Annotated in this window: 22 protein-coding genes and 3 pseudogenes; 18 read left to right on the forward strand and 7 right to left on the reverse strand. The window is 50.0% G+C overall.

All coding sequences use genetic code 11. The annotated features are described in order from the left end of the window. Positions 1-221 precede the first annotated feature (221 nt). The 7 genes from NST23_RS07010 to NST23_RS07040 all read left to right on the forward strand — a co-directional run bounded on the left by NST23_RS07010 (position 222) and on the right by NST23_RS07040 (position 9,037). Positions 222-1,061 (forward strand): Ig-like domain-containing protein, encoded by an 840-nt coding sequence (locus tag NST23_RS07010; protein ID WP_280648119.1) that lies wholly within the window; start codon positions 222-224, stop codon positions 1,059-1,061. Between the two features lie 482 nt (positions 1,062-1,543). Next, positions 1,544-2,359, forward strand: a complete 816-nt coding sequence (locus tag NST23_RS07015; protein ID WP_122962946.1) for a MerR family transcriptional regulator — start codon at positions 1,544-1,546, stop codon at positions 2,357-2,359. 30 nt (positions 2,360-2,389) lie between these two features. Next, a complete protein-coding gene (locus tag NST23_RS07020) occupies positions 2,390-3,589 on the forward strand; it encodes an MFS transporter (protein ID WP_122962947.1) in 1,200 nt (399 codons plus the stop codon). Positions 3,590-4,040: 451 nt separating this feature from the next. After that, complete coding sequence (locus NST23_RS07025; protein ID WP_122962948.1) at positions 4,041-4,511, forward strand: hypothetical protein; 471 nt, start codon at positions 4,041-4,043, stop codon at positions 4,509-4,511. A 362-nt stretch (positions 4,512-4,873) separates the two neighbouring features. Continuing rightward, a complete protein-coding gene (locus tag NST23_RS07030; RefSeq protein WP_340963406.1) occupies positions 4,874-5,884 on the forward strand; it encodes an ATP-binding cassette domain-containing protein in 1,011 nt (336 codons plus the stop codon). Beyond that, the gene (locus NST23_RS07035) at positions 5,881-6,696 is read left to right on the forward strand and encodes an ABC transporter permease (protein WP_242772287.1); all 816 of its coding nucleotides are present in this window, start codon (positions 5,881-5,883) and stop codon (positions 6,694-6,696) included. Before NST23_RS07030 ends, NST23_RS07035 begins: the two co-directional genes overlap by 4 nt. Positions 6,697-6,898: 202 nt before the next feature. Next, positions 6,899-9,037 carry an AraC family transcriptional regulator gene (locus NST23_RS07040; RefSeq protein WP_340963408.1) on the forward strand — a complete coding sequence of 713 codons (2,139 nt, stop codon included), beginning with the start codon at positions 6,899-6,901 and terminating at the stop codon, positions 9,035-9,037. Positions 9,038-9,113: 76 nt separating this feature from the next. Here NST23_RS07040 and NST23_RS07045 read toward each other — a convergent pair whose 3' ends face one another. The 3 genes from NST23_RS07045 to NST23_RS07055 all read right to left on the reverse strand — a co-directional run bounded on the left by NST23_RS07045 (position 9,114) and on the right by NST23_RS07055 (position 11,203). Then, positions 9,114-9,641: a hypothetical protein gene (locus NST23_RS07045; RefSeq protein WP_122962951.1), complete on the reverse strand. Its 528-nt coding sequence runs from the start codon at positions 9,639-9,641 to the stop codon at positions 9,114-9,116. Positions 9,642-9,744: 103 nt separating this feature from the next. Further along, positions 9,745-10,728 carry a drug/metabolite exporter YedA gene (gene yedA, locus NST23_RS07050; RefSeq protein ID WP_340963411.1) on the reverse strand — a complete coding sequence of 328 codons (984 nt, stop codon included), beginning with the start codon at positions 10,726-10,728 and terminating at the stop codon, positions 9,745-9,747. A gap of 22 nt (positions 10,729-10,750) precedes the next feature. Then, positions 10,751-11,203, reverse strand: coding sequence for an Lrp/AsnC family transcriptional regulator (locus NST23_RS07055; RefSeq protein ID WP_242772282.1), 453 nt, complete (start codon positions 11,201-11,203; stop codon positions 10,751-10,753). A gap of 122 nt (positions 11,204-11,325) precedes the next feature. Between NST23_RS07055 and NST23_RS07060 the strand changes: the two genes are divergently transcribed. Then, on the forward strand, positions 11,326-11,601 hold the full coding sequence (locus tag NST23_RS07060; RefSeq protein ID WP_122962953.1) for a hypothetical protein: 276 nt from the start codon (positions 11,326-11,328) through the stop codon (positions 11,599-11,601). 271 nt (positions 11,602-11,872) lie between these two features. Here the strand turns inward: NST23_RS07060 and NST23_RS07065 are convergent, their stop codons facing one another. The 4 genes and pseudogenes from NST23_RS07065 to NST23_RS07080 form a co-directional block, all read right to left on the reverse strand. Beyond that, entirely contained in the window at positions 11,873-12,289 is a 417-nt protein-coding gene (locus tag NST23_RS07065; RefSeq protein ID WP_063229227.1) for a hypothetical protein, read from the reverse strand. A 125-nt stretch (positions 12,290-12,414) separates the two neighbouring features. After that, a complete protein-coding gene (locus NST23_RS07070; RefSeq protein ID WP_148040610.1) occupies positions 12,415-13,368 on the reverse strand; it encodes a hypothetical protein in 954 nt (317 codons plus the stop codon). 162 nt (positions 13,369-13,530) lie between these two features. Continuing rightward, positions 13,531-13,849 (reverse strand): annotated as a pseudogene (locus tag NST23_RS07075) (hypothetical protein); the annotation flags it as partial. Between the two features lie 251 nt (positions 13,850-14,100). Then, entirely contained in the window at positions 14,101-14,631 is a 531-nt protein-coding gene (locus NST23_RS07080; RefSeq protein WP_063229229.1) for an ECF transporter S component, read from the reverse strand. 210 nt (positions 14,632-14,841) lie between these two features. On the opposite strand from NST23_RS07080, the gene NST23_RS07085 reads away from it, so the two are divergent. The 10 genes and pseudogenes from NST23_RS07085 (at position 14,842) to NST23_RS07130 (ending at position 25,608) form a co-directional block, all read left to right on the forward strand. Continuing rightward, positions 14,842-15,684, forward strand: coding sequence for an AraC family transcriptional regulator (locus NST23_RS07085; protein ID WP_122962955.1), 843 nt, complete (start codon positions 14,842-14,844; stop codon positions 15,682-15,684). Positions 15,685-15,972: 288 nt separating this feature from the next. Continuing rightward, positions 15,973-17,280, forward strand: coding sequence for an NtaA/DmoA family FMN-dependent monooxygenase (locus tag NST23_RS07090; protein ID WP_122962956.1), 1,308 nt, complete (start codon positions 15,973-15,975; stop codon positions 17,278-17,280). Between the two features lie 87 nt (positions 17,281-17,367). Further along, positions 17,368-17,529 (forward strand): annotated as a pseudogene (locus tag NST23_RS07095) (TetR/AcrR family transcriptional regulator); the annotation flags it as partial. 27 nt (positions 17,530-17,556) lie between these two features. Then, complete coding sequence (locus NST23_RS07100) at positions 17,557-17,925, forward strand: DUF4180 domain-containing protein (RefSeq protein ID WP_122962957.1); 369 nt, start codon at positions 17,557-17,559, stop codon at positions 17,923-17,925. Positions 17,926-17,957: 32 nt separating this feature from the next. Further along, positions 17,958-18,068, forward strand: a pseudogene (locus tag NST23_RS07105) (formylglycine-generating enzyme family protein); the annotation flags it as partial. 382 nt (positions 18,069-18,450) lie between these two features. Continuing rightward, a complete protein-coding gene (gene tyrS, locus NST23_RS07110; protein WP_122963254.1) occupies positions 18,451-19,710 on the forward strand; it encodes a tyrosine--tRNA ligase in 1,260 nt (419 codons plus the stop codon). 195 nt (positions 19,711-19,905) lie between these two features. After that, positions 19,906-20,676, forward strand: coding sequence for a DUF4253 domain-containing protein (locus NST23_RS07115; RefSeq protein WP_122962959.1), 771 nt, complete (start codon positions 19,906-19,908; stop codon positions 20,674-20,676). Further along, positions 20,667-23,312, forward strand: a complete 2,646-nt coding sequence (locus NST23_RS07120; protein WP_340965169.1) for a LuxR C-terminal-related transcriptional regulator — start codon at positions 20,667-20,669, stop codon at positions 23,310-23,312. The genes NST23_RS07115 and NST23_RS07120 overlap by 10 nt, the downstream gene beginning before the upstream one ends. A 119-nt stretch (positions 23,313-23,431) precedes the next feature. Next, positions 23,432-24,370: an NAD(P)-dependent alcohol dehydrogenase gene (locus tag NST23_RS07125; RefSeq protein ID WP_242772276.1), complete on the forward strand. Its 939-nt coding sequence runs from the start codon at positions 23,432-23,434 to the stop codon at positions 24,368-24,370. A gap of 260 nt (positions 24,371-24,630) precedes the next feature. Beyond that, positions 24,631-25,608 (forward strand): iron-hydroxamate ABC transporter substrate-binding protein, encoded by a 978-nt coding sequence (locus NST23_RS07130; protein WP_173596107.1) that lies wholly within the window; start codon positions 24,631-24,633, stop codon positions 25,606-25,608. The last annotated feature ends 197 nt before the right edge of the window (positions 25,609-25,805 follow it).

A 25,805-nucleotide genomic window follows, 5' to 3' on the forward strand; every position in this document is an offset into this window, starting at 1 on the left:
TATAGCGGTCTTATCGTTTCTACTTGAAACAGAATAATTACGCGAACTGCTTACATGTTGCCCCCAAAACTGATTTTTCAGTATTTACTTTTATAGCCGATGAAATCTATGATACAATCAAATTGCCCGTTGTAGGAGTTCTAAAGTCCTAGGAAAGGAGTCCTTCTTTAGCGTTGGTGGAACGCCGTGTGCGTTGAAAGGCGCCTGCACGGTGTTGGTCTGTGCGAAAGCCCGTTTTTGGGTTAGCCGGAAATAGCGGACAAGCAATTACAGGAGTAGGTACATCTGCAACAGTTTTACAGATTGGCGAGACAATTACGAGAACAGCAACAACAACAGAACCAGGAACCAAGATTTGGTCATCGAGCAATCCGTCAGTAGCGACTGTAAATGCTTTCACTGGAGTGATTACGGCAGTTTCACCTGGAACGACAACGATCCAATATACAAGTTCTAATGGAGCTGTAAACAGTGTCACTGTGACAGTCTACGCTACAGCGCAAGAAACCAACCCTTCATACTCGGGTACTGGAACGAATGGAAACCTTGCTGAAGGCGATACGGCTATATCCCCGGATCAAACGATCACGGCAGGTTCCGGACAAACCATTACTTGGACATCAAGCAATCCAGGCAAAATTTCAGTCGACACAGAGGGCAAGATTTCGAGGCAAGGTGGAGGCTCAGCAGTGATTAGCTACGTGATTACTGATGATGCTGATCATCATGTGGTACAGAAGGGTTCTGTGACCGTTACCGCTGATTTTGCCATCAACAATGATGTGACATTGACTGCGAAACCTACTGCGATGTTCACAATCGACAGTGCCGCAAAAGTGATTGATGGAAGTGCTGTCTTCTTCAGTGGTTCTACCTATGTCGGATCTGCATTGATGGGTCATCTTGAAGGCCCAGATGGCGCAACGGTCAAGCTGTTCTCTGCTTCTCACGTCGAAAAAGGTTCCTTCGACCTTTTGGAAACAGGAGATTATGTGCTGGTTACAGCAACGGATGGAACGACAACAGCCACATACACGATCTTGTTTGTCACTACCCCATAGTTCTGTTGCATGCACCACAATTCCCCAGGAGAAATCCTGGGTTTTTTCATTTCAAACCGCAGCCCTCAAAACGTTTTAGCAGCCAGAAAACGTATGAGTGAAGGAGGCGCTAGTAGGTTAACCATACTTAAACATCCAAAGCAGCCAAAATGAAGGCTGCTTTTTTCTGTGTCGGGAGCGGCCTGTTTACTTTCAGATAAATGCAGGGGCAATCGCGATACGTTAGAGCAACGAAAGACTCGCGAACAGGATTCTCCTCTGAATGATGCAGGAATCTTGTTGCCAACCTAGTGTCTTCTACTAAAACGGTGAGACGAATGACAGGTTCAGCGGCTCCAGGTAGAAATGGCGAAGACGCAGAAATTCCGGTTTATACGAAAATTTCTCCTAGATCGCTTCCCTTGACTCTCCCCTCAACTGGAACGTTATACTCGGAAAAGACCAGGGAGAGAATAGAATGACCCGTGCAAGGAGATGGATGGATGTTTAAAATCAGCGAGTTTTCAAAAATCAGCCAGGTGTCCGTAAAGACGCTTCGTTACTACGACCAGTTAAATTTGCTCAAGCCGAATCACACCGACCGATTTACAGGTTATCGGTATTATACGGCTGACCAAATGTTTCAACTCAATCGGATTTTGGCCTTTAAAGAACTGGGCTTCTCGTTAGAGCAAATTCGCCAGTTGGTAGGAGAGCAAATCTCGCAAGAACAAATTCGGGGAATGTTTCGGTTGAAGGAAAGCGAGATTTTGTCCAATTTGGCTAAGGAGCAGGCAAAACTGACGCAAATTAAGGAACGGCTGTCTTTCATCGAAAATGAAGGCGAGAATCAAAAGTCGCACGACGTTATTGTAAAGGAAGTCGGGCCTCAACTTGTGCTGTCTTACCGCCAAAAAGCTTCGCTCAAGCAAATTCCGGAGCTTTTCCAACAGGTGGATGATCAATTGGGAAATTCCGTTCAGCCATCTACGCCTCAAATTGTACTTTGGCACGGATGTGAAGAAAGCGAGGACGAAATTGACATGGAAGTGGCACGGCCTCTGACTCTTGATATGCCGAGCCGGCCTCCTTTTACGGTGAAACAATTGCCGGAAGTTCCGATGATGGCTACGCTTATCCACCTTTGCCGGACGACTCGCCCCTGTAGTGCAAGCGCGGTATTGGCAGCGTGGATTGAACGGAACGGATATCGTATGAAAGAGAATGAACCGCGGCGCGAAATTTGTTTGCCGCATGAAAAGTCAAACGATCCGGAAGCTCACGTTGCCGAGTTGCAGGTTGCCATAGAAAGAGCATGAGGAAGTTCATCTGGAGAGGAGATTCAATGAATGGCGAAACAACATAAGCGACTGATTTTCAATTTGTTTTTATTAACTTTCGTCTTGGGAACGAGTGAATTTGTGATTGTCGGGTTGCTCAATGAAGTGTCAGCAGATTTGAAAATAGCGATATCAACGGCGGGTTCGCTTGTATCGGTTTTTGCCATCACGTTTGCCATAAGCACGCCGATCTTGACGGCTGTTTTAAGCCGATTTTCCAAGTATCCGCTGATGCTTGCCCTGATCGGGGTGTTTATTGTCGCAAATGTCATTACGGCTTTATCGGGATCGTTTGCACTGCTTGTTGCCAGCAGAATCGTCACGGCCGTAGTTACCGGGGTACTGATCGCACTTGCAATGAGTGTGGCGAATGAAACGATGCCTGCCGACAAGCGGGGGCCAGCTATATCGATTATTTTTGCGGGGTTTACGATAGCAAGCGTAGTCGGGGTGCCGATCGGAACGTATATCGGGCAATGGAGCGGCTGGCAAATGGCTTTTTGGTTTACCAGCGTATTGGGTATCGTATCCTTAATCGTAAGCGCTGTGACCATTCCCAAACAGCTGAGGGGAACAAAGAGTTCCTTGCAAAAACAAATGGGTCTCATAACCAATCCGCGTATTGTCATCGGCTTTTTTATTCCCGCATTAAGTATTGGGGCTACCTATACGGTATATACGTATTTGGCTCCTTTGCTGCAAGAAGTGCTATTCGTGCCTGAGCGTTACATCGGCGTCATTTTTTTGCTGTACGGTGTTGTTTCCGTTTTTAGCACGCTCATTGGCGGGAAGCTGGCGATCCGTAACGGGATTGGCAAGTTGAGGTATGTGTTTCTGATTCAAGCTGCTATCCTTGCTTCGTTGTACTTTTCTTCCCATTCGATTGTCGCAGCCTTGATTAGTATCGCACTCATTGCTCTTGTTGTTTACATGATGAACTCGACCATGCAATTGTATTTCATTGATGTAGCACATAAGTATTATCCGGCAGCGAAGGAGTTGGCTTCGTCGTTGGCTCCTGTATCTATAAACGTCGGAATCGCATTTGGAGCGGCTCTCGGGGGAATCGTCACGGTGAACAGGGAACTTATCGACGTATCCTGGGCAGGCGGGATCGTTGCGGTGGCTGCATCATTGTTGACCTTTGTCAGTTATCAGCTGGACCGTAAAGCCAGCCGCTACCGCAGTCACATGAAAGAAACGCTTTGATGGATCTTGCAAAAACGGCAGAAGTGCCGTTTTTTTGTTGGATATGACGGCTTCCGCGAATGATCTGCGAACAATGTTTTAACCAAACGATTTTCCGTGCCAGGCACTAAAGTCGGCAGCCTAGCTGACTATACTAGGTTATGCTACTATGAGGAAAACTTTTGATAGATTCTCCTGTGTAAAAGTGTGGCCGATCCTCACTTTGCCTGATCGCACTACTTGCTAGACGGACATCACAAAATGTTTGCGGCTGCTCATGCCAAAATGCCCGTCTCCATGTTGTCTTTCCTATCAATTGATGAGTCATTTGCCAGCCGGGCGCAGATCGATAAACTTATCCAAGCATTGAGATGATAAAATGTTTTTTGACTGGAAAAAGCAGATTGGCTGACGGGTGATTTTGGAGAGATGAGGAACGAAATAACGTTAGGATCGGGAGGCACAACAGAAAATGCAAAGCGTTGACAAGAGCAGCAATCACTCGAAAATTACGGGGGATTTTGCCGAACATTTAATTATGTACTGGTTGTCTCGACATGGATTCGAGTGTGTGCATGTCACTCATACGGGAATTGACATCATTGCAACGAGGAAGTCAACAGGTGAACGGTTGGGCATATCCGTTAAATCGCGAAGCAGGGCAGCGGGGCAAATTGATAACGCACTGACAATTACCAGACCGAGTGATGAATTTCGAAAAGTAGACGAGGCGTGCGGGCATTTTGCTTGCAAACCTTACTTTGCGATTGTTATTGATCAGGAGAATGTCATTAACGCTTATATAACTTCGAAGGAAAACATCATTAACATGTTTGGGCACAGCAGTGCATCAAGCCAAAACTGGAATTATAAGAAGCTTGAAAATGATCGTAATACCGTTTTGTTTTCCCTTGAATACGGCAAGCAGCGGTGGTTTCAGTAATATCACCGCCATTGCTACATTGATTATACTGCCAATGGTGCTCGTTCGCTCCCGCTTACGTGCGCCAGCATATAAAAGGCACGAAAAACGGCCGAGATGCCGTTTTTTTGTTGGAGTTAAAAGCGGATTGTTGTAGCTAACCAAGAACATTCCACATTGTCTCTGGACAATCATTCTCTTTTTATGTCTCGGCAAAACACTTCCCTCTCCTCCTCCAGACTGACCTCCACCCCCTTCCCATGTACGTGTAACAACCGGACAAAAAGCCCTAAAATAAAAAAACGACAACCAGTTTACATTCAGTTTAAATCCGCACGGTATTGTTGCGATATCAAATAAACAGTGGGTAAGGAGATGCCAGAATGAACAAGAAGTACAGCAATGAATGGGCAGTCGAAGCCCGTGGGCTTGTCAAAGTGTTCGGAGACAATCGCGCTGTAGATGGCGTGGATTTGAACGTGTGCGCAGGCTCGATTTACGGCGTGCTTGGTCCAAATGGGGCGGGCAAGACTACGACGATTCGCATGTTGGCGACTTTGCTCCGGGCGGATGGCGGAGAGGCGCGCATTTTCGGGCACGATGTGACGAAAGAGGCGCATGTCGTGCGGCAGTTGATCGGGGTAACGGGGCAATACGCTTCGGTCGATGAGTCGTTAAGCGCCACAGAGAACCTGATTATTTTCTCCCGTTTGCTCGGCTTGGGGCGCGCCGAGGCGAAGCGAAAAGCTGCTGAGCTGCTGGAAGAGTTTGGTCTGACGGAGGCTGCCAAACGTCCATTGAAGCACTTTTCCGGGGGGATGCGCCGTCGGCTGGATTTGGCTGCCAGTCTCATCGCGCAGCCACCGCTCATTTTCCTGGACGAACCGACGACCGGGCTGGACCCGCGAACGCGTTCGCAAATGTGGGATACGATTCGCCGCCTGGTAGAAACGGGGTCGACAGTTTTGCTCACCACGCAATACCTCGATGAAGCAGACCAGTTGGCCGACCGAATCGCGGTGATCGACCGTGGGCGGGTCGTGGCAGAAGGTACGGTGGATGAGTTGAAAGCATCTGTCGGGAACTCCGCCTTGCATCTGCGAGTCCAAAATGTACAGGACATTGCCAATGCTCGTGAAATGGTGGAGCAAGTGCTCGGAGTTCGCTCCAGCGTAACGGCAGAAGCAGGCAAGATTACGGCGCCAATGGCGAACGCCGACCAGGTCACCGATTTGCTGATCGCTCTGCGGGCGAAAGGCATTCACCTGACGGAGATCAGCGTGCAAAAGCCGACGCTGGACGAAGTCTTTTTAACGATTACGGGGCACGGTGCCAGCGAAAATGCACAGCAAGCCTCAGAACAATCGAACAGAACGGAGGAAGCCACTGTATGAAAAGCGCAGCATTGACGCAAGAGCTTGATCGTTCGTTGAAAAACCGCGCCAGTTTCGCTCAGGCGCTCCGCCATTCGTTGACGATGGCCTACCGGGGGCTGCTGAAAATTCGGCGCACTCCCGAGCAGCTGTTTGATGTCACGATTCAGCCGATCCTTTTCACCCTGATGTTCACGTATATTTTTGGCGGCGCGATTTCAGGAAACGTGGAAAACTACTTGCCGATCATCATTCCTGGCATTCTCGTGCAGACCGTTATCTCGACGTCTATCGTGACGGGCGTTCAGCTCCGTGAGGATATGGACAAAGGAGTTTTCGACCGATTCAAGTCGCTGCCGATTGCCCGGATCGCGCCTTTGGCCGGGGCGTTGCTCGCCGATACGATCCGCTATACGATTGCGACCGTGCTTACTTTTGCGATGGGGTATATCATGGGCTACCAGCCAGAGGGCGGACTGGGATTCGTCGCGATTGCGGGGATTCTTGTCATTGCCTGCTCGTGGGCGGTCAGTTGGATTTTCGCCTTTTTCGGGGTTATTGCGAGGACGGCGGCAAGCGTGCAAGGGATTTCCATGCTGGTGCTGTTTCCGCTGACTTTTCTCTCCAATGCGTTCGTGCCAGTTGAAACGATGCCGACGTGGCTCCAGTGGTTCGTCCAACTCAACCCGATCTCCCATCTGGTGAGCGCGGTTCGCGAATTGGTCAATAGCGGCACGATCGGCACGGAGTTCGTTTTGTCGCTCGCGAGCGCTGCCGTTATCGTGGCTATTTTCGCTCCGCTGACGGTGCGGGCTTACATGCGGCGGACGTAGTGAATTTTGTAGGGACGGGAAGCGGGTCAACAAGGGATTGCAAGGCTTGCTCAGACTTAGACTCAGGCTCGGTGTAACTATCATTTGGCAATTGTACATTGTACGGTTCATCCAACTAACAAGAGACATAAACAACCGCTATATGCCGGAGCTGTCTGGCAGGTAGCGGTTGTTGTTGTTGTTGTTGGGAAGACAGTTTTTCATGACTATATACATTTATAATGCCGTCAATCGCTGGTTCGACCACTCTTATGGGAGACGGATAAACAGCGAAAAAAGCTATGAGCACAGCAAAGCGATGGCTCCGGTTCGTTTTAGCCAGATTGCTGTTCTTGCTCTTCAACTGATAATTATTATCAATTATAATAAAGCAACCAAACAAAAAGGACTGGTCACATTGAAGCAAGAAAACACCCAAGCGCTGCTATGGAACCAGGCTGCCATTAAAATTTTGGACATCCGTCACACAGCGTTGGCACCGGGGGAAGGGTTTGGACCGTACAAGCTCCCGGCCAGCATGTTTCTTTTTTCCACGCGGGGCAACGCGCAGGTTTTGTTGGATGGGACGGCGTACATGGCAAAAGGGTTTCAGCTCATGCACAGCGGAAAAGGAGCCACGCTCCAGATCGTACCTGCGGGTGAAGCGTTTGAATATTACTCGATTTTTTACAAAGCAACGATTCCGGCACCCGCAAGCCAGAGTTTGCTTGAACTGTTAAAGCGCAGCAACCCATTTTTGGCGCAATACAGCCTGATCCCGAGCAGCCCGGTTTTGCTTTTTCACAACTTGCAACAAATGCACGAGCAATGGCAGGGCCCAGAGTCGCTGAGGCGGTTTCAGATCAAAGCTCTTTTCTACCAATTTGTTTATCAGGTGCTGGCAGAGTTGGAGCGGGAGGGCAGTGAAGTGACCTATCCCGATTTGACGGCACAAATCATGCTGTACATGGAAAAAAATTATGCGGAGCCGATCACGCTGGAGTCTTTGGCGGAGATGTTTCGTTACAGTGCATACCATTTATCCGCGACATTCAAGCAAAGCACGGGCTACAGTCCGATCGATTATTTGATTCGCATTCGCCTTGAAAAAGCGGCGAGCCTGTTGACGGAGACGGACGCTTCGCTGCGGACGATTTCGGCAGGTGTCGGGTACAAAGATGTGTATTATTTCAGCCGCTTGTTCAAGAAAAAGCTGGGCGTGTCGCCTGCCGAGTATCGGAGAAGGAATTGGCAACAGAGCAAAGTTGCAGATAGTCCGGCAAAATTCCCTACATATTCTATTGTGGAACGGATGCTGAATCGGTACATTGATAGTGATAATTATTATCAATATACAAAAAAAGGGGATTTTCCGATGAGCAGAGGTTCACGAGCGTCACTGGCGGCAACTGCGCTGTTGTGCATCATGCTGTTGCTGAGTGCTTGCTCTGGCGCGACCAGCACGAGTAATGGGGCAGCAGCCCCGGCACAAGGGGATGCGAATAACGTGGCAAAAGTAGAGACGATCACCTACAAGACGACAAGCGGAGAGGTGACGATTCCGAAAAATCCGAAGCGGGTTATCGTTTTGGCAGACAGTTACGTAGGCTATTTCCTCGCTTTGGGCATCAAGCCTGTAGGGTTGTCGGAGTTTGCCCTGAATCATCCTTTTTACGCCGGAAAAGTGGACGGGATTGAAAATATCGGGGGCTATGGCGATGACAGCAACTCGCTGGAAAAGCTGTTGGAGCTGAAGCCTGACGTCATTATCGCCTTGGACAACGCGAAAAACCTGGAGAACATCCAAAAAATAGCGCCGACTGTCGCGATCAAATACGGGGAAAAAAATTTGCGGGAGCAGCTTCGGGCTTTTGGCAAAGCGTTTGGCAGGGAGCAGGAAGCAGAAGCGTGGATTGCGAACTGGGATAGCAAAGTGGCGAAGTATAAGCCAGCCGTGCACGAGGTCGTGGGTGACAAAAAAGTGGCGATTTTGGGGGGAGACATGAAATCGCTTGGTGCGTTCGGAGATTTTTACGGACGAGGCGGAGAGATTTTATATCGCGAGTTTGGGTTGAAAGCGCCGGAGATCATCCAGAAAGCAACGATGGATATCGACAAAGGCTACGTTGCGCTTTCGCATGAAAAACTGCCGGAATATGCGGGAGATTTTTTGTTCATCGAGGATTCGCTGGAAAAGGAGATAAGCAAGAACGAGTTGTGGCAACAGCTGGATGCCGTCAAAAACAAGCGTGTGTATACGATTGATTCGAATACATTTTATTTCAATGATCCGCTGTCGTTGGAAAAGCAGTTTGATTATATTGCGGGGAAATTGCTTGGTGAGGAAACGATCAGTAAGTAGTAAAAGTTGAGAGATACGCGAAACCAAAAGCAGCCCTCCTTGTATTCGACTGGCAGAGGGCTGCTTTTGATCCTTTTTAAATGATGGTAGGCTGGATACCCATCTGAACTTGAATCCCTTTAAACCATACTAAGTAGTTCTGCATCTCTTCATCAGTGAAAATAGTGCCGGGGGCTGTAGCTACTCTTGGCAGTTTCCTTAGATCGATTCCTTTCCCAATGAAGTAATTTTCGTTGGGATTAATTTCAAGGTTGGTGACATTACCGTATTTTACAAGCAAGAGGGCATCTTCCACTCTGAGATCATACCACTTCCCAAACCCCTCTTGAAACCGATACCCTGCCGCTGGCGGCGACCCTGTAGCTGTCTTTTTGTCCTTGATAAAGCTATCTTCAATTCGGCCAATGACATGGAAAGAACTCTTTTTAAGCAACATCGCTATGAGACGGATGAAGCTTGGATTTATGCGGCTTAACTCGATTGTATTTCTGGAGATGCAATCTTCAAATACATTTCTGGTCAATGACTCCAGTTGTTCCTCCAGTCCCTCTTGTTCAATAAGGTCGAAAATTTTAGTTTGAAGTCCCTGGTTCTCTTTGTCCAAATGATTCGCCCCTCTGCTTTTTTCTAAGCAAACATGACTTGTTTTTGCTTTATTATAAAAATTGGATTATGAGGGTAATTTCACCTTTTTCTCAAACTAATAATTACACGCCCTCCCCTTCCCCTCTCACCACTTCTTTCCGCTCGATGGCTTTCCTCTGCCCGCCAAAAACCGTAATCATCATGACCGCGACAACGATAATGATAGCGGCGGCCCAGGCGTGGGGAGAGAGTCGCTCGTTTGCCAGAAACCAGCCCAAAAATACGGCGACGATCGGATTGACGAAAGCATAAGTCGATACCCAGGCGGGGTCAGCATTTTTCAATAGCCAAATGTACGCTGTGTAGCTGATGATCGAGCCGAACACGATCAGATAGCCCAAGGCGAGAGCGGAGCGGACAGATAGCTCAGACAGGTGCAGCTTCGTCCAATCGTCGAGGAAAAATGAAACAAAGATCAGCAAAGCGCCGCCTACCATCATTTGCGCCGCTGTCGATTGCAGGGGAGACGCGGGGAGTTTTGCCCTGCGAGAATACAAAGATCCGATTGACCAAGAAACCGAAGCGATCAAGAGGGCGATCATGCCGATTGTGTCCATGTTTTGGCTGTTCGCTCCGCCTGTGTTCAGGACGAGCACGGCAATGCCGGAAAAGCCGAGCAGTACGCCAGCGAGGACGCCGAGCGCAGGTCTTTTTTTGTTGCCGCCAAGCCAGTTGAAAGCAAGAATCCATAAAGGAACAGTTGCTACCAGCAGGGAGGCGATGGCTGACGGGACTTTTTGTTCCGCCCAGGCGACCAGCCCGTTCCCGCCCAAGAGCAAGAGAGCGCCCACGATTCCTGCGCCTTTCCATTCGGCAACGCTCGGATGCTGCTCACCCTTTAACCGCGCAAGCACATAGAGGACAGTTCCAGCCACAAAAAACCGAATGCCTGCCATGATAAAAGGCGGGATGGTTTCAATCGCAACCTTCATCCCGAGATACGTTCCTCCCCAAAAAATGTACACGGAGAGTAAAGCGATTACAACGAGAGTAATATTTGAATTTTCTGACTCGTAGATTTGCATTGCTTTTTTCCCTTGCATCATCCAGGGTCGCCTCTCTTCTTTCTCAATTCTCCTTCATCCCGTTTTCGTAAAGGGTAGATAAAACAAACGTCGTCGAGGTCTCCTGAACGTCAGGGAATTTGACCATTTCATCGATCAGATTCGTAATATCCTCAGGGGAGGATACCCGCACTTTGAGCATCATGCACCATTCCCCGGCCAGTCTTTGGCATTCGAGAATCGTTGCGCCCGGAACGTGCAAATCGACAATCTTGCCTGCGATTTCTTTGAAGTTTTGGCATTTCATTTTGACAAAGATCAGCACTTTCAACTTCTGCTCCAACTTGCTCCAATCGACAATGCAGCGGTAACCTTTGATGATGTTGCTCTTTTCCAGCTTTGCCACCCGCTGATGAACGGCAGGGCGGGATATGTGCAAAAGCTTGCTTAGTTCTTCGTGCGAGAGTCTCCCTTTTTCCTCAAGGAGTTGCAAAATTTTGATATCGATATCGTCCATGGCGTACCTCCTGCAGAATCTTTTCGAATGTTTTACGCATAATCGCGACTCTTTTCTATAATCGCATTGTAGTAATGATTATCAGCTATGATTGTTTGGTTGGATAAAAGGGGCGTGAACGCATGGACAAGCTGTATGGTGGGCAGAGAATGCTTCGAGGGGCGCTCCACAATGCGTTGTGGATGTGGGAAAATGCGACCATTATGATTGCCGATATCCCGCATCGGCTGCTGCGACCGGACGAGTCAATTCGCCACTATCAGATGCTTGCCAACATGTTTATGTTCGCGGAGCGATCACAAGTGTATTTGGATGATGCACAGTATCAAACGGAACGGTTTGGCGTTTTTCATGAAGGGAAGGGAACGCTGCTCTCCATCCCTCCTAAGTATCTTTGAAGTGGAGACGTTTAAAATCTTCACTAAATTTCGTCATAGAAAAACTGCACTTCCAACTGTTGGAGGGCCCAACAAATGTGGTGCAGTTCAAACCTGGTCTGTGGAGGAATTTAAAAGTCATCAAAAAACAACGTGTTATAGCTAATAGCAGCATGTGAAACTGACATGACCTATGCAACCAATTGCTAGCCCTTCGGACGAAGGAGGCACATGATCGAAAGTGCCCCCTCCTTCGTCCGAAGATGGTACTTAAAAGGGAGCACTTTAAAAATTATTCACTCGATTCATCTTGATCGGGGATAAATCGCTTTAAGCAGTTGATAAGCGATTCAAAGTTCTCTATATAATGATCGCAGTATTTGGACCAGACTACGGATTTCCCTTCTAGCAATGTAAAGAAATCCAAGACGGGGATCGGGCGATTGATTCCAATTTCTGCACCTAACAGACTCAATCTGGATAACAATTCAATTTCCGTCCACTCCCATTTGAGTTCACCTAACACAATAGTAGCTGCGGACAGATCGATATCTTGAGGAATGGAGCATGCGTCTTCGGGAAACACATTTTCATCCAGGTAATGTTGATAGTTATGGTGAAAGAACTTGGCTGACTGTTCGTCAATGTCTTTGTAGAGCTTTTCGAGATGGATGGAATTCTGATTCGAATGAAGGTCATCCTGATTCATGAAATTATCACCTAGCTATGTTCGAAATAGGAGGTTAAAAAATGAAGCAACTGTTTTTTAGTGAAATATCGGAAACGACATATACATTTATAGCTTATATGTCGTTTCCAGTCCCAGACTAATTATTAATCAAGTGGATCGTAGGGGAAGAAATGGTGACCAGGCAATTTATTTCGACGAGCTTCATCAGTGGTCATATGATAATGAGGTAAATTGGCGAGATATCCCAATGTAATGTGACCGCCTTCATCATAATACCAATAGTTTGTTTGCTTTACTACTTTTTTTGCACTCTCTTTACTTACACTAAATGTATCCAAACCATTTCGAGCCCGACTTTGCGCTTCAGATAAACTAATCGACCGTCCAATAAAAATACCGCCCCATCCACCAGTGGATAGCCAAGCTTCGAAGTGTTTTTTTCCTTTCTTAATTTCTTTTCTGGTTGCAATGCTTAATGAAACAGCTCCGGTGACTTTACTAATAGCGTTTCTTAGGGAAACTGATTTTAAATAGTTTGTAATTTCATCTAAATTTGCAATGTAGTTGTCAAGATTCGGGTTAAGGATCACAGCCCCTGCAAGGAGAGCAACAAAATCTCCAATAGGAATAGGACCATCAAGAGATGCGATAGCACCTAAAGTTGCGAGTCTAGCAATTAGTTGATCTTTAGTCCAATTCACGCCGTAACCTTTTAATAGATTTAAGGCTACATCATAAGAGGCAGACGAAGCTAATCTATTAGTAAGGACTTTCTTTTCAGGAAAATATCCGTGTTCTTTATAAAAGTCAAAGTAAGTATCAAAGTAACTTTGCGCTTCAACGTCGATACTATGAAACTCTTCAATTAATTCCTCATTTATTTCTATCTCGTTAGATTCAAAATAAACTTCTTGTTCATTACCAATTTGCTCGAACTGAACGTTGTTTCTCTGCTTAAAAAGATCTGTTAGATTCTCCGTGTCACTTGTAATGCTAGTAGTTTGTTGACTTGAGTTTTCAGCTGCAGCTACATTTGTAACACTACCAAGCAATAATGCGACAGTTATTAGAAACTTTAAAAACACATTCATCTTCATAAAAAAGTTAATCATATATATTTTCAATATATGATTTTTAACCTCCCTTATATTGGTATTTTTGACCGGTCAATTAGGGATTATAGCAACTTGTTTAGTTTGTGTAAACATATTTTTACAATTAAGTTATTTTATATAAAATCTTTTGATTCAGACGGATTGTCAAGCCAAGTGCGACAGAGCTTCCATGAATGATTCGTGAGCCGTCTTCCAGCCCGGACATTTTCTTGGTCGGTTGTTAATGAGATACAAGGCTTGAGCAAGTTCTTCTTCAGAGACCTTGGCAAAGGCGAGTCTTACGCTCAGCGAACCTAGCGACGCATGCTTTACTTTTTCCCCGACTGGAAACAACCGTATCCAGTTCCCAGTGACCAAAACTAAGACGTTTTCTCACTTCTTTAGGGCGCTGCTGGATGGACTTCCCTACGTTGAATCGGCCACGTGTTTCAACAGGATCTCGGCGTTTGCTCTTATGACGCAAGACAGCCGTATTCCCTTTGCCGTACCATCGATGTCTCCGGCTCCAGCTCAGCCCATCCGGCTCCATCGTTACACATACGAGCACAAATTTATCGCCTTTGTCTGACCGAATCGTTCGAGAATTTCAGACACATCCTTGAAAAAAAATCGCCTAGGAATCAGAATCTCCTGGGCGATTTTTATAGTTACAGCTCTATTGGGGCATCACATGAATCGCTCTTTTGCAAGTTTTACGAGAAAGTGATTTTCTACTTACACCTGTCCCACAATCTTTTTCAACCGCCCTACGAGTGGCAGCACGATAATTCCGGCAACGATAACCTGGAGGAAGTTCCCAGGGATGGAGCCGAACGGCTGAATCCAGTTGCCATACAAAATCACTTCCACGAAGTAGTAGCCGACGATTTTAATAATCAGCGCGACGGCGATCGCCACACAGTAAGCCAGTGTGCGTTTGCCAGGCATTTTTTCCCCGATGAGGCCAGCGACATAACCCATGGCACCGACGATGATGAACGTAAAAGGCGCCCAGGCTGTCCAGCCGGAGATCAGGTCGAAGAGACCCATGCCGAAAGCTCCGGCAATCGCTCCCGTTTTTCTGCCGTACACAAAGGCAGCAATAAAAAGAGGCACGTTACCGAGGTGAATCAGGCCGCCGTTGCCCATGATCGGTAGGCGGATGTTGATGAACATGGTAGCTGCGAGGGTAAAAGCGATAAAAAGGGCATGAATCACAAGCATTTTTGTTTTCGAAGTAGATCTTGGTGAGTAAGTTGAATCCATATAACAGCCTCTTTCTTTTTTTCTATTATCATACCCGCAAACGGTTCCTAAATAAATATGCTTCCCGCGATTTATTTGGGCAGGGAGCGCCAGATGGTACGGCAAACCCGGGGATGGAGCGCATGCGATGTTCCTACGGCAAAATCAGGCCCGATCCTATGATAAAATAAGCAGGGGTACACGATATGGACAGAAAGCAGGTTTCCTTTCATGATGGATTTGGACAAGATAGCGGAAATATTCGCCGGCGGTTCCTATGAGATAGCCAATGTGCAGCGCTTGGTCATTCAGCCGAAAAGTATTTTGCGCGGTTTCAAGACTGTCCAATACGGATTTCTGTTTATTGTGCGTGGAGAGGCGAAGATGCATGTGAACGGAACCGCTTACGATTTGTTGCCGGGAACGGTCGTTCATGCTGCTCCAGGCATGCAAATGGACTCGCGGGTCATTGGTCAGTCAGAATTGGAGTATTTCATTGTCTTTTACAGGTGGAACAAACACGCAAATGACACAGCGGCTGTTGAACTGGATACTCACTTCAAGCTCGAATCCGGCGCGAATCCCCGGCTGCTTGAAGCGCTCATCATGATCCAGCAAAAAGCCCGCGCTACAGGCGGGATCGGGAAGCTGCATGTCAAAGAGCTGTTTTTAGGCATCATGCATCAAGTGCTGGTGGGCTGCAAGAGTCGGGAGGAAGGACGTTCTCCAGGCCAAAAAATAATCGAAGAAGCGATTGCGTACATTAGCGGGCACTACATGGAGCCGCTGACGCTCGGCGAATTGGCTGAGTTGCACGGTATGAGCCCCAAGCAATTTTCTTACTTTTTCCATAAATACACAGGATACCGCCCTATCGACTACGTGATTCATTACCGGATGGAGAGAGCGCGCGAGCTACTGAAAGCAGGCAGCTATCCGATCAGCGATATCGCCGTCAGTGTCGGGTATGCCAATCCGCTCTATTTCAGCAGGATGTTTAAAAAGAAATTCGGCGTGTCGCCTTCCGCGTACAGAGAGCAAGAAGAGAGTCATAAGGACGTCGGACAGTCATGACTGTGATTGCTGACTGCAAGAAACCGCAAGCTGCGAGCTGCAAACCGCCCACCAACTGCGCTGAAAACGCCGGGACGTTTTTCAAAGAAAAGCACTGGATTAGACAATCTTGCATATCGTTTTCGTGATTTGTGCATTTGCTTTTACTTCTGCCCTTGCTACACTATTTAACGATAATGATTATCATTGTTGGAAAAAGGCGCGTATTTGCGCTTTTGCCAACATGACGGAAGAGCGGGGCAAGTCCTAATCGCGAAACGAATCTCAATCCAGGAGAGGTGGATACGTATGGCTGAAAATAGACAATTGTGCATCGGACTGGCGATTAATACTACGTGGATGAAAGGGGCAGGCTGGCGGCGTCCTGACAGTGATATCGAGAAACTGGACACGATCGACTACTATATTGATTTGGCGAAAATGGCCGAGCAAGCCAAGCTCGATTTTTTGTTCAAAGCCGATTATTTATACGTCGGTCCGCAGATGCTGGGAGACGCCGTCAGCTTTGGCAGCGTTGATCCGACACTGATGTTCTCCGCTATTGCCCGGGAAACCGAGCGAATCGGGTTGGTGACGACGATCTCCACCACATTCAATCCGCCGTTCATCGTGGCGAGACAGCTTCAGTCGTTGCACTGGCTGAGCAACGGGCGAGCTGGCTGGAATATCGTCACATCGATTGAAGGGGCCGAGAACTTCGGCGATGCTCCGATGCCATCACCGCAAGAGCGCTATGCGAAAGCAAAAGAGTTTATCGAGGTCGTACGCAAGCTGTGGGATAGCTACCCGCGCGAAGCGATTGTCATGGATCGGGAGACAGGCATTTTTACCGATCGGGACAAGGTAACGCCGATCAACCATTCGGGCGAATTTTTCAGTGTCAAAGGGCCGCTGACGATGCCAGCCCATGCCTCCGGCTCGATTCCGTTTTTCCAGGCGGGTGCGTCGGATACGGGACGTGATTTTGCTTCTTCCGTCGCGGATGCGATTTTTGCAGCCATGCCGGATATTGAATCAGGAGTCGAACTGCGAAGCGACTTGCGCAAAAGGGCGGAGGAGCATGGACGTAATCCGGATGCAGTCAAAGTGCTGCCGGGCCTGTACTTTTTCTTGGGGGAGACGCGCGAGGAGGCAGAGGAATTGCATAAAGTGGCGCATGCCAATTTGAGCACGGAGCGCAGGCTGGCTTCGCTGAAATTCGTACTCGGAATGGAAGCAAGCCATCTGGCTCTGGATCAACGCATAACAGCTGACATGCTCCCTGATCCGAACCTGCCCGTCCGCAGCCGGACACATGCCGAGCTGTTGCGCCGATTTATCACGAAGTACGAGCCGACTTTGCAAGAAGTGCTGGCACGCCCTGAGGTAGTCGGATCGGCGCATTGGGTGTCTGTCGGAACTGTCGACGATGTACTGGCTGATATTATCGAGCGTTACGAGGCGGGAGCGATTGACGGGTTCATCGCTCTGCCGGGCGGATCGGAAAAATCGATGAACATCTTTTTCGAACAACTGATGCCCAAGCTGGTGGAAAAAGGCTTGTTCAAGCGGGAATACGCAGGCGCCACCTTGCGCGAGCATCTGGGAATCCAATAAAATCGTGCGTTGCCGGGAATGAACTGCTTTAGCCACCCTGCCCCGCCTCCTGTCCTTCTTTTTCCCTAAAAAATCAGCCGTTGCCAGCTGGCGGAAGAAGATGCTCAGGGGGCCGCTTATGGGCTGATGGCGATGGTAGTCGGGCTGAGCTTTTTTCGGGTGGCGGGGATTGCGCCGCCGCAGGGCGAAGACAATCGCTATATAGGCGAGCAGTATGTCCAAAGACTTTTCCAGGCCCATGCCAAATGAGTGGCTGATCAAACAGGGAGGTAGACGATGAACATTGCCAAGCACACCGTTAACGGAGTCAATATTGCTGTCGTAACAAGCGAGGAACACGTCATCGCCGATGTCCAGGCGGCACTGGATCTGATCGCGACGGCATGGTACGAAGCCGAATGCGACCGCATCGTCATTCACAAAACGATGCTTGCGGAGAGCTTTTTCGATCTGAAGACGCGACTGGCGGGCGACATTTTGCAAAAGTTCATCAATTACAAGGCAAAGCTGGCGATCGTGGGCGATTTTTCCGTGTATGCAAGCAAAAGCTTGAAAGACTTCATCTATGAGTCGAACAACGGCAACGACATCTTTTTCCTGCCGACTGAGCAGCAGGCGATCGAAAAGCTGAGCTTGGCTAAATAAAAGTGGAAAGCGGAGGGAATCAGATGACAGGCGGGCAGGCTTGGGCGGAAGCGGCTAGAGGTGTCGGCGCGACATGCCGCAGGCGCAGTCATTCGACGTTTTGCATCGATGATCTCGGCTTTCGGCTTGCCCGGGCGGTGTGAGGGCAAACGCCAGTTGACACCGATCTTCCAATTCACTATACTGTCTGTAATCTTATATGCGACATACGTTGAAAGAGCCCAGTAGCAGATTGGTCCCTGTCCCAGAAAGCCGGGGGATGATGAAACCCGGCACACACCAAGCAAGCGAATTACAACTCTGGAGTATCTCGGGTAATGCTGAGCGGAAGCGGCGAACGATATCTCGCCGAGAGTGGCATGAATGGCGCGCAAAAGGAAGGCGTGTGCGGCATTGGTGCAATCTGGGTGGTAACACGGTTATTCAATCGTCCCTATGTCTATATGACAAGGGGCGATTTTTTGTTGTCACGCACAACGTTGATCCGGTATAGGAGAACTACGAACCTGAGGGAGTGAATTGGCTGTGAACATTATTGATGAACTCGAATGGCGCGGCGCCATCAATCAACAAACAGATGCCGAGGGACTTCGCGAATTGACCGAGCAAAAATCGATCTCGCTCTACTGTGGCGTGGACCCGACAGGCGACAGCATGCATATCGGTCACCTGATCCCATTCATCATGCTGAAACGCTTCCAGTTGGCTGGTCACCGCCCGGTTATTTTGATCGGCGGCGCGACAGGAACGATCGGCGATCCGAGCGGCCGGCAATCGGAGCGCTCGCTGCAAACATTGGAGCAAGTGCAGGCGAATGTGGATGCGCTGACTGCGCAAATGAAAAAGCTGTTCATCACAGAAGGCGACAATCAAATCCGCCTGGTGAACAACTACGACTGGACGCATAAAATCAACGTCATCGAATTTTTGCGCGACTACGGGAAAAATTTCAGTATCAACGCGATGCTCGCCAAAGACGTGGTGGCAAGCCGACTGGACAGCGGTATTTCCTTTACCGAGTTCTCCTACCAAATCCTGCAATCGCTCGATTACTTGCACCTGTACAAACACGAAGACGTGCAGCTGCAAATCGGCGGTTCGGACCAATGGGGCAACATTACGAGCGGCCTCGATCTGATCCGCAAAAAAGAAGGGCCAGAAGCGAAAGCGTTTGGCTTGACCATTCCGCTGATGCTGAAAGCAGACGGCACGAAGTTCGGGAAAACGGCTGGCGGCGCTGTCTGGCTCGATCCGAACAAAACGACGCCATTCGAGTTTTACCAGTTCTGGGCGAATACCGATGACCGTGATGTTGTGAAATACTTGAACTACTTCACGTTCTTGTCCAAAGAGCAAATTGAGGAGCTGGCTGAAAAAGTCCAGACCGAACCGCATAAACGCGAAGCGCAAAAAATGCTCGCAGAAGAAATGACCCGATTCGTGCACGGGGAAGAGCTGCTGGAGCAGGCCAAACGCATTACAGCTGCCTTGTTCACGGGAGACATCAAGTCGTTGACGGCAGATGAAATCGAGCAAGGCTTCAAAGAAATGCCGACCTATGAAGCGACGAAAGAAGCGAAAAACATCGTGGATTGGCTGGTAGAGCTGGGCATCGAGCCATCCAAGCGCCAGGCGCGCGAGGACATTACCAAAGGCGCGATTTCCATGAACGGCGAAAAGGTGAGCGATCTGGAGCTGGAAGTAACGGCTGACCTCGCCATCGGCGGACGCTTCATCATCATCCGCAAAGGCAAGAAAAACTACAGCCTGGTTAAGCTGTCGTAACACAAGCAAATCGCACGAAAAAAGGAAAGCTTCCCTCCCGACTGGCGAGGGAAGCTTTTTTTAGGTTAGCTCTACATTCTTCTGGATAGATGGTGTACGATGAACAAGTGTGGCTTATTTTTCCAAAAATGCGAACAAGCCATTTGCATAAATCGATAAAGCGAATGAATGCGTGAAGAAAAAGAGGTGTCGGTCATGGTTGAAGAATTGGTCGAGTATTTGGATGAATGCGAAACAGAAGTCGTCGCAGTAGAACAATTGGCGTTGCCGCTGCAAGCAGAAGGGAAGCACCGCATTTTGGTGTTGCCGGGCTACAACCTGCTGGAAATGATGGAAGAAGTGTGCGAGGAAGCAGAAACGTTGTCCGCTTTTGTCGCGCAGCAGCTGGAAGAAGCCCGCAGCCTGAGCGTAGAGGATACCTTCCGCAAAATCGTGGAGTCCCGGCTGGTCTACACTGATTTGCCAGCTGAGGAGAAGCAGCTGCAAGGCAAAAACTTTTCCGAATGTTATCAGGCGTACGCAGCGATGTGGGAAGGCAGCGAGCTGGTTCACGAGCAGTTGGTCGCAACAGAAGCATCGACAGAACCGTTTCAGCTCGATCGGGAATGGGCACAGGACCGGATCGAGGATGGAGATTCGCTCGTCGTGCTGAACTTGCCGCAGGAGCGCGGGCATGAGGCTCCGCTGTGGATTCCGATGGGCGGATACAACGAATGCCCTTTGCCTGTGTACCAGTCGGTCATCTTCAAGCATTTTCAGGAACAGTACGGCGCAAGCATCCTCGCTGTGACAGGCGATACATGGGTGCTGCAAGCGAAGCGGCGTCCGCAAACGGCTGAAGAAGCGCTGCAATTGGCAAAAGAGCATTTTATTTTTTGCCAGTACGTTTTGGACGATCAACAGACGCTCGGTCATTACGCCGATTACTTGCTGAAGCAGGACGTGTGGTATTTTTGGTGGGATTAGAAAAGGACATTCTTTTGACAAAGCTGTACATCCCCAAACCGCGGCCAAAAGCGGTCCGACGCCCGCGGCTCGTGGAAAAATTGAGCGAAGGGATGCATCGCAAGCTGACGCTGATTTCTGCTCCAGCAGGCTACGGCAAGACGGCGCTTGTCAGTGAATGGCTGGCAGATGCTCCCGTCTCTGTCGCCTGGCTGTCGCTCGATGGGGGAGACGACGACCTGGGGCGTTTCCTGCGCTGCGTGATCGCAGCTATGCAGACGATTGAGCCGTCTATTGGAAAAGGGCTGCTGCCCATGCTCAAGGCTGCGGAAAGTTCGCCAAGCGAGGCGATGCTGCTGTCTTTGTTGCACGATCTCCACTCTTTATCCCCGGCGATGGTTCTCGTTCTGGATGACTATCATCTTCTCCGCTCTCCGAGTATTCATGAGGCGGTTGCTTTTCTGGTGGAACGCATGCCGCCGCAGCTTCATCTCGTCATCACGACCCGCGCGCAGCCGCCGTTGCCTTTGGCGAGGATGCGCGCGAAGGATCAGCTGACGGAAGTTCATGCTGGCGATCTGCGCTTTGCCCAGCGGGAAGCCGGCGAATTTTTGTGCCAGGGGATGGGGCTGGTTCTTTCCGAGACAAGCGTCGGGATTTTGGCAGAACGCACAGAAGGCTGGATTGCCGGATTGCAGCTGGTCGCGCTTGCTTTGCGCAGGGAAGGCGAGCCGGATCGGTTGATTCGGTCTTTTCCGCCTAATCATCCTTATGTGTGGGACTATTTGGTCGAGGAAGTGTTGAATCAGGAAACGGAGAGCATCCAGTCGTTTTTGCTCCAGACGTCTGTTCTTGAACGGATGAGCGGGCCGCTGTGCGATGCTGTTCTGAGCGACGGGGAGCACACAGTCCGGGCTGGCTTTGGCGAAGCGACGCTGGCCTTGCTTGATCGCGCCAATCTGTTTCTTGTCGCCTTGGACAGCGAACGGCGCTGGTATCGCTACCACCATCTTTTTGCCGAGCTTTTGCGCAAACGGCTTGATCCAACCGTCGCTGCAAGCTTGCATATTCGCGCAAGCAGCTGGTATGAAGCGAACGGCTTTGCGTTTGAGGCGTTTCACCATGCTGTTTGCGCCCACGATACAAAAAGGGCGGCGCGGCTGGCGGAAGGTGCTGGCTTGCCCCTGATTTTTCGCGGGGCAGTGACCCCTGTTCTGCAATGGCTGGAGTCATTGGGCGAGCAGGAAAAGAACGAGCTGCCCGGTTTGTGGGTGATGCAAGCGTCTGCGCTGTTGATGACTGGAAAAACAACAGGCGTGGAACCAAAGCTGCAAGCTGCCGAAAAAGTGTTGCAGGCGGTGGAGCAAAGCGACATGACCCGTGATTTGCTCGGTCATATCGCGGCGATCCGCGCTTCGCTGGCGGTGAGCAAGCACGACGCGGAGCGGATCGTAGCGGAGTCGCACCGTGCTCTGGAGCTTTTGCATCCGGAAAATGTGCCTGTACGCACAGCGACACTATGGGCACGCGGGTACGGCTGCCAGCTTCGGGGTGAATGGGCAGAGGCGAGCGTGGCTTATACGCAAGCTTTGGCGAACAGTGAAAGGGTCGGCCATGTCCTGATTACCATGCTGGCAACACTTGGCCTGGGGATGATTCAGGAGATGGAATCCCGGCTGTACCTGGCGGAGCGAAGCTATCTGCGGGTGCTGAAGCTCGCGGGCGATCCGCCGCTGCCGGCAGCTTGCAAGGCGCATCTTGGTTTGGCTCGCCTGTATTACGAGTGGAATGAACGGGAAAAAGCGTTGGAGCATACTCGTCAGAGCGTGAAGTGGGCAAAACAGCTGGAACAGACGGACTGCGTGGTCGAGAGCGAGATTTTTTTAGCCAGGCTAAAGCTTGTCCAAGGCGATGCCAGCGGGGCAGCACGCATGCTGGCAGAAAGCGATCACACGGTCCAGCGGCAAAACTTCGCAGTCCAGCTTCCTCAGCTTTTGGCGGTCCAGACCATGGTGCAACTGCATAAAGGCAATCTGGCTGCTGCCGAGCGCCTGGCGACGGCGAATGGACAGCTCGCAAGCACTCGCGCCCGGGTGTATTTGGCCAAGGGCAATTCCGCCCAAGCCGTGGCGATTCTCAAACCGTGGCATCAAGAGCTGGAGCAGACCCGCCAAGAACGGGAGCGGATCGAGGCCAAGCTGCTTTTGGCTGTCGCGCTTTTTGGGCATGGGGAAAAGCGCCAGGCGGTACAACTGCTTCGCGAAGCTTTGGCACTGGCTGAGCCGGGCGGGCTGGTGCGGACGTTTGTCGATGAAGCTGCTTTGCTCCTGCCGCTGTTGCGTGAGTGGACAGCAGCCGAAGCGGCGTCTGAGTATTGTGGCAAGCTTCTCGCTGCCATGAACCAGTTGGCGCCAGCACACGGGACGGGTCAGCCAGCGCAAGCGCAGCAAGCCGAGTCTCTGATCGAGCCGTTGAGCAATCGCGAGCTGGAAGTGCTCCGCCTGATTGCCCAAGGATTTTCCAACCAGCAGATCAGCGAAAGGCTGTTTATTGCGTTGCCGACTGTAAAAGGGCACAACCGGGTCATTTTTGAAAAGCTGCAAGTGAAGCGGCGCACGGAGGCAGTCGCGCGGGCACGCGAGCTTGGACTGTTGTAGGCGGTGCTGTTTTTCAGCCGTGATTGTTTTTGCAAAACCATACTTTAGTAGCTGTAGCGAGACAGTTCATAGCGGCTATACTCATGGCAAACAGGAAATAAGGAAAAAGGAGGAAGCCCATGAGAGCTGTCGTCTGCACAAGCTATGGAGCACCGGATGTCCTCTCGCTCCAGGAGGTAGCCAAGCCCGTTCCGAAAGAGCATGAGATTCTCGTGAAAATATATGCGACCACGGTCACTTCCGGGGATTGCCGGGTGCGCGCTTTTCGCTGTCCGTTGCTGTATTGGCTGCCTATGCGGTTGCTGATCGGATGGAACAAGCCGCGAAACCCGATTTTGGGCGTCGAGCTGGCTGGAGAGGTGGAAGCGGTCGGCAAGCAAGTCAAGCGCTTCAAGCCAAAAGACAAGGTGTATGCGATCACCGAGATGGACTTTGGCACGTATGCCGAATACAAATGCTTGCACGAGGACGCCAACGTCACCCTCATGCCGACTAATGCCACTTATGAAGAAGCCGCAGTGATGCCGTTTGGCGGAACTACCGCCTTGCACTTTTTCCGCAAAGGACAGTTGCAGCGCGAGCAACGAGTCTTGATCTACGGCGCCTCGGGATCGGTCGGCACATCGGCGGTGCAGCTCGCCAAATACTTCGGAGCCGAGGTGACCGGAGTGTGCAGTACCGCCAATGTAGAACTGGTCAGGCAGCTTGGCGCGGATGAGGTGATCGACTATACAAAAGAAAACTTTGCCCAATCCGGCAAGCAGTACGACATCGTCTTTGACGCTGTAGGAAAATGCGCGAAATCCCGCTGCAAGCAGGTGCTGGCTCCCCATGGCAAATACCTCACCGTGGAAGGGCAAGGAGTGGCAAAAGTGCGCGTGGAAGACATGCAGCTTCTCACCGAGCTGATGGAGGCGGGCCAGCTTCGGGCGGTCATCGACAGACGCTATCCGCTGGAACAGATTCCGCAGGCACATGAATACGTAGAGCAAGGGCACAAAAAAGGAAATGTAGTCATTACGGTAGCAGATGACTCCGCGAACGGACACAACGGCTGAAAAGGCCGTTTTTTTGTATTTGTATGGAAAAACGTCTCGATATTTATCGCGAAAACGCATGTGACCGCTTCTGGTCAGCCAAGCAGACATGACGTCATTGTTTGCCGCAACACATGGGTGGAAGCGGTTCCAACAGCATGTCAGGGGAAAGAGAGTGACCGTATTGACAGGCAGGTGAGAACTGTTTATAGTATGTAATTGTCAGAAATGATTATCATTATCATCTGCAAGTTTTTATTTGCCAAAAAGGAGACTGCAACATGAAAAAGTGGCTCATTCCTTTCCTGATGTCGCTTTCGCTGATGGTCAGCGCTTGCGGCAATGCATCGACGCCGGCACCAAACAATGCGGGCGGCAGTGAGACAAATCAACAGCAGGCAACAAAAACCGAAGAAAAGCCGAATGCGAATGCTGAGGCCAAACCTGAAATGATCACGTACCAGTCGGAGAACGGTCCGGTTGAGGTTCCTGCCCAGCCAAAAAGAATCGTGGGCCTGACCAACGCACCTAACGTAGTTGCGCTTGGCGGCACACTGGTCGGGATCGACGAGTGGACGAAGAAAAATCCACTGTTCACCGACAAAGTCAAAGATGTCGAAGTCGTATCGGACGAGACGATGGAGAAGATTTTGGCTCTTCAGCCCGACCTGATTATTGCCGGATCGTGGATGAAAAACCTCGACAAGATGAAGGAAATCGCACCGACAGTCGTCTACACGTGGGGCAAGCTGGACTACCTGGCGCAGCAACGCGAGATTGGCAAGCTTTTGAACAAGGAAAAAGAGGCGCAAGCGTGGATCGACGATTTCACGAAGCGCGCGCAAGCTGCTGGCGAAGAAATCAAGGCGAAAATCGGCAAGGACACGACCGTCTCCGTGTTCGAGCATGATACGAAAGACTTTTACGTCTTCGGCAACAACTGGGCTCGCGGAACGGAAATCCTGTATCAGGCAATGGGCCTCGCCATGCCGGAAAAAGTCAAGAAAGACGCACTTGGCCCTGGCTACTACACGCTTTCTTTGGAAGTGATTCCGGAGTACGCTGGAGACTACATCGTGCTCAGCCAGCGCAAGGGCGGAGAAAATCCGTTCCTGACCTCGGAGACGTGGAAAAAGATTCCCGCTGTGAAAAATAACCATGTGATCGTGATCGACATGGAAGCATCGACGTACAGCGACCCGATTACGCTGGAATATTTGCTGAAAATCTTCAAGGAAGGCTTTCTCTCCCAGTCGTAACGAGAGGCAGCTGCATACGAAAAAAGAACGAGAACGTCTGGGGAACCAGGCGTTTTTATTTGTGGGAGCATGCCGGGGCGCAAAGCTCGCACAATACTGCCAAAGAACACGTCAAACCCCTTCTGGCAAAAGAAAAATCCCATGTGTCTTCACGCGAATGAGCGCAGACATGTGGGATTTTTTTGATGGACGTGAAA

It is taken from the genome of Brevibacillus sp. FSL K6-0770 (genome assembly GCF_038000275.1).
GTDB classification, from domain to species: Bacteria; Bacillota; Bacilli; order Brevibacillales; family Brevibacillaceae; genus Brevibacillus; species Brevibacillus parabrevis.

Coding starts and splice junctions, on each gene's coding strand:
- NST23_RS07015 (WP_122962946.1), top strand. CDS start 1,544: ATGTTTAAAATCAGCGAGTTTTCAAAAATCAGCCAGGTGTCCGTAAAG.
- NST23_RS07020 (WP_122962947.1), top strand. CDS start 2,390: ATGGCGAAACAACATAAGCGACTGATTTTCAATTTGTTTTTATTAACT.
- NST23_RS07025 (WP_122962948.1), top strand. CDS start 4,041: ATGCAAAGCGTTGACAAGAGCAGCAATCACTCGAAAATTACGGGGGAT.
- NST23_RS07030 (WP_340963406.1), top strand. CDS start 4,874: ATGAACAAGAAGTACAGCAATGAATGGGCAGTCGAAGCCCGTGGGCTT.
- NST23_RS07035 (WP_242772287.1), top strand. CDS start 5,881: ATGAAAAGCGCAGCATTGACGCAAGAGCTTGATCGTTCGTTGAAAAAC.
- NST23_RS07040 (WP_340963408.1), top strand. CDS start 6,899: ATGACTATATACATTTATAATGCCGTCAATCGCTGGTTCGACCACTCT.
- yedA (WP_340963411.1), bottom strand. CDS start 10,728: ATGATGCAAGGGAAAAAAGCAATGCAAATCTACGAGTCAGAAAATTCA.
- NST23_RS07055 (WP_242772282.1), bottom strand. CDS start 11,203: ATGGACGATATCGATATCAAAATTTTGCAACTCCTTGAGGAAAAAGGG.
- NST23_RS07060 (WP_122962953.1), top strand. CDS start 11,326: ATGGACAAGCTGTATGGTGGGCAGAGAATGCTTCGAGGGGCGCTCCAC.
- NST23_RS07065 (WP_063229227.1), bottom strand. CDS start 12,289: ATGAATCAGGATGACCTTCATTCGAATCAGAATTCCATCCATCTCGAA.
- NST23_RS07070 (WP_148040610.1), bottom strand. CDS start 13,368: ATGAAGATGAATGTGTTTTTAAAGTTTCTAATAACTGTCGCATTATTG.
- NST23_RS07080 (WP_063229229.1), bottom strand. CDS start 14,631: ATGGATTCAACTTACTCACCAAGATCTACTTCGAAAACAAAAATGCTT.
- NST23_RS07085 (WP_122962955.1), top strand. CDS start 14,842: ATGATGGATTTGGACAAGATAGCGGAAATATTCGCCGGCGGTTCCTAT.
- NST23_RS07090 (WP_122962956.1), top strand. CDS start 15,973: ATGGCTGAAAATAGACAATTGTGCATCGGACTGGCGATTAATACTACG.
- NST23_RS07100 (WP_122962957.1), top strand. CDS start 17,557: ATGAACATTGCCAAGCACACCGTTAACGGAGTCAATATTGCTGTCGTA.
- NST23_RS07115 (WP_122962959.1), top strand. CDS start 19,906: ATGGTTGAAGAATTGGTCGAGTATTTGGATGAATGCGAAACAGAAGTC.
- NST23_RS07125 (WP_242772276.1), top strand. CDS start 23,432: ATGAGAGCTGTCGTCTGCACAAGCTATGGAGCACCGGATGTCCTCTCG.
- NST23_RS07130 (WP_173596107.1), top strand. CDS start 24,631: ATGAAAAAGTGGCTCATTCCTTTCCTGATGTCGCTTTCGCTGATGGTC.